The following is a 3,470-nucleotide window of genomic DNA, read 5'->3' as shown; positions in this document are numbered from 1 at the left end:
AAATCAAATGGAATGCTGTTCGCTTCGGAAATTTCCATTAAACGCTGGCGAAGAAGTCACCATTTTCCTGAATGGCCCTGGAGTCGACCTCTATCAAGGAGATTCAGAACAATTTCCCATTTCTGGAGAAACAAAACTATTCTCACTGAGCGACGGACTACTAGCCGCTTGAGGTAAGTGCATGATCATCCACGGTGTGGATGAAAGTGAATACGTCAAGTTGTCAAATATGAAGACTCTTTACGAACAGGTCAAGCTCGCTGATAAAATCATTAGCTACTAAAAAGTTTAGAGCCCAGATCGTCAACAAAGATGGCCTGGGCTTAATTCACCCAAAACGCAGGAACCTGCACTTTTGACCAACTGGATATGGGATGGACCAGGAGAACCCTGGGGATCAAAGAGAGGAAGAGATTTAGTTGGGGTGGTGGACCGCCCCACCCGGCGGTTCACCAGTTTTTAACGGTGTGGTAAGCTGTACCAGGATTCGGTCCCAGCGAGGCCGGTGCTGCCGTCCGAATGGGTCAGCTGGACCTGGACCGAGTCAGAGAGTATCCCCTCGGCCTCTGCCTGGGAAGTTTACATGCTGTTGCAGTTGATTTTACAAAATAAAAGCTACAATACCTAAGCTCCATTGATGATTTTACGACTAGATATCAACTTAAATCTAAGTAAACCTACAAGCACAAATACATCGTGTAACACACAGCGAATAGACAAACAGAGGCTTCCAATGCGAAAAATAAAAAATCGTGTAATTATCTTAATGTTAGCATCTCTAGTCCCCATACTAGCCATTTTAGCACTGCTGAATTACAAGGTGAGGTCTCAAAACTATACTATTGCCGAAAAGAACATATCTCACGCTATACACGAAATAAAATTTTTTCAACTGAGTCTTATAACAAAAACCAGAGAAATATTATCATTACTCTCACAAGAAGACGAAGTACAGCAAGTTGACGCCGCATCAATGTCTAGATTGTTTTCAAGCATCTTACTAAGCAATGGCGAAATCTATAGCAATCTATTCTTTTGCGATTCAAATGGAAATGTCATTGCGTCTGGAAAGCAAATACAAGAAGCAACAAATTCTAGCACCAGAAAATACTTTACAGATGCAATTAAAACAGGCAAATTTTCGACCGGTGAATATATAGTAGGCAGGATTACAAATAACCCAGTATTTCATTTTTCCTACCCTGTTAAAAACCATTCAAACAAAACTCTCGGAGTGCTCGTAATTTCCATAAATCTAAACAAATTAGACGCAATATTTTCGAAAACTTATCTACCAGAAGGTTCTTTCATAAGAATATTTGACCACAATGGCATAAGTTTACTTAGAATTCCGCCCGATCCAAAACATTACCAAATAGGCTCCAAACTTCGAGAAGACTTTTGGAAAAAAATCTCAAGTTCAGATTCAGAAAACAGTTTCATTGACCTTGGATCAGACAACATTGAAAAATTCTACAGCTCCATAAGTATAACAACAAATGAATCCAACACCCCATTCATGTACTTCCTGTTTGGCATACCGACGTCTTCAATTTATACAGAAGCTAATAAATATTTACATTTAAGCCTTGGCACTACCCTCACTGCAACATTACTAACTGTATTGATATTCAGACACTACTCTCAAAAGACGATAACAAGGCGCATAGAAATCCTACACGACTTAACACAAAACAATGATATTGCTAACAAAAATTACAATGGAGACATATACCAGGATGAATTAACTCAGCTAATGCTTTCTTTCCACGACATGATCAAGAGGATATCTAAATCATCTTCACAGTTAATAAAAGCGAAAGAAGATGCAGAAGCAGCCAACCTAGCTAAATCTAGATTCCTCGCAACCATGAGCCATGAGATTAGAACTCCTTTCAATGGAATAATGAGCATGCTTCAACTATGCGAAGGCACCAATCTCACAACGGAACAGAAATTATACACCTCCTTAGCTCTTGAATCTACAAAAAAATTGCTCGCTCTAGTAAATGAGATTTTAGACTTGGCAAGACTGGAACAAGGAAAAGAAATATCTTGTATCACGGAATTTTCTTTAGCTCGTATGCTAGACGACATGGAAATTCTCTTTAAATCTATTTTAAAAGATAAAAAAATAAAATATGAATCACATATTGTTAACGATCTACCTCTTTTGATTGGCGACGAACTAAAAGTACGTCAAATACTTTTTAATTTGATAGGAAACGCCTTAAAAGCGACATCTGATGGCTCTGTTGTGGTTTCAGCCTCACCAATTCAAACATGTCCCGAATTTAAAAAAATCACCATAATGTTCACCATAACTGACACTGGTCTTGGCATCCCACAAGAGCAAATCAAACGACTTTTCAAGCCGTTTACACAGATTAAAGGAACTTATACGCAAAGCAAATCTGGAACTGGACTCGGACTGTCCATTGTCACAAGACTTGTCAAAACAATGGAAGGAACATTATGTATTTCAAGCGAGGAAAACGTAGGAACAACCGTCGACCTAACGCTGCCATTTTATTACTCAGAACAGCGCGACACTCTACTCCCTCAAAAAAAATGAACTAATTGATCTACAAACTTTTAAACCTACAGACTCAATCAAAATACTTTTAGCAGAAGACGAAAAAGTTAATCAAATAGCACTGCAACATTTAGCAAAAAAAATTGGGTTATTCATAGATGTTGCAAACAATGGAATAGCTGCTCTAGAATTACTTTCACAAAATAACTACGACTTGGTTCTCATGGACATACAGATGCCTGAACTAGATGGAATACAAACTACCCAGAGAATCAGAGCAAGCAAAACTACTTATGCAAACATCCCTATCATCGCCTTAACAGCGTACGCCATGCCAGGAGACAAAGAAATGTTCATCGAATCGGGAATGAATGACTACCTATCAAAACCAATTGAGTTCAACACCCTCATACAAATACTTCACAAATACGGGCGCTACCATGCCGAACCACAAAACGTTTAAAAAGTTCTTACGACATTAATCGTAACGTTAATTTTACTGACATAAATCTGCGCATCCGCCTTTTTAGTCCCCAGAAAAACGCAGGAACCTGCGTATTTGAACGTAGCCGCATCAGTTCTGCTGCTTCGTCATTGAGCTGGACAGGTGCAGAGAGTATCCCATCGGCCTCTGCTTGTGAAGTTTACTTGGTGTTGCCGCTGATGTTCAAAAAGTTCATAAATTACTACCGATTAAGTATCTAATTGTTGGCGTAAAATCACCGTGGGACTGATGTCCCAGAATTCGAGTTTACTGGACTTTTTGGAAATGATTGATTTGCCGGTTTTCAGCGCAGACAATGGAAGAACTCTGCGAATCATCCCGCTTAACTACCCCAGAAAACGCAGGAACATGCACTTTTGACCAGTGGATCAGGAGATGGACAAGGAGAATCGGCACGGATCTGGAGAAATCAGGAAGGAATCGGAACCC

General features: G+C 39.5%; 3 protein-coding genes and 1 pseudogene. 3 read left to right on the top strand and 1 reads right to left on the bottom strand.

Features of this window, described 5'->3' with window-relative positions:
- The first annotated feature begins 2 nt into the window (after positions 1 to 2).
- The 3 genes and pseudogenes from NY78_RS25700 (at position 3) to NY78_RS24355 (ending at position 2,999) form a co-directional block, all read left to right on the top strand.
- Positions 3 to 283: pseudogene (locus NY78_RS25700) on the top strand (DsrE family protein).
- 450 nt (positions 284 to 733) lie between these two features.
- Positions 734 to 2,575, top strand: a complete 1,842-nt coding sequence (locus tag NY78_RS24360; RefSeq protein WP_197084313.1) for a sensor histidine kinase — start codon at positions 734 to 736, stop codon at positions 2,573 to 2,575.
- Positions 2,532 to 2,999 (top strand): response regulator, encoded by a 468-nt coding sequence (locus NY78_RS24355; protein ID WP_197084314.1) that lies wholly within the window; start codon positions 2,532 to 2,534, stop codon positions 2,997 to 2,999. The genes NY78_RS24360 and NY78_RS24355 overlap by 44 nt, the downstream gene beginning before the upstream one ends.
- 288 nt (positions 3,000 to 3,287) lie before the next feature.
- Here the strand turns inward: NY78_RS24355 and NY78_RS25695 are convergent.
- The coding region (locus NY78_RS25695; RefSeq protein WP_231584079.1) for a hypothetical protein at positions 3,288 to 3,470 on the bottom strand (183 nt) is incomplete at its 5' end.

The sequence above is a fragment of the Desulfovibrio sp. TomC genome (genome assembly GCF_000801335.2).
Lineage (GTDB): Bacteria > Desulfobacterota > Desulfovibrionia > Desulfovibrionales > Desulfovibrionaceae > Solidesulfovibrio.
Note: the sequence above shows the minus strand (reverse complement) of the source record. Positions and strands in the feature narration are given on the sequence as shown.

Excerpts from the sequence above, each read along its gene's own strand:
- NY78_RS24360 (WP_197084313.1), top strand. The coding sequence starts at position 734 with ATGCGAAAAATAAAAAATCGTGTAATTATCTTAATGTTAGCATCTCTA.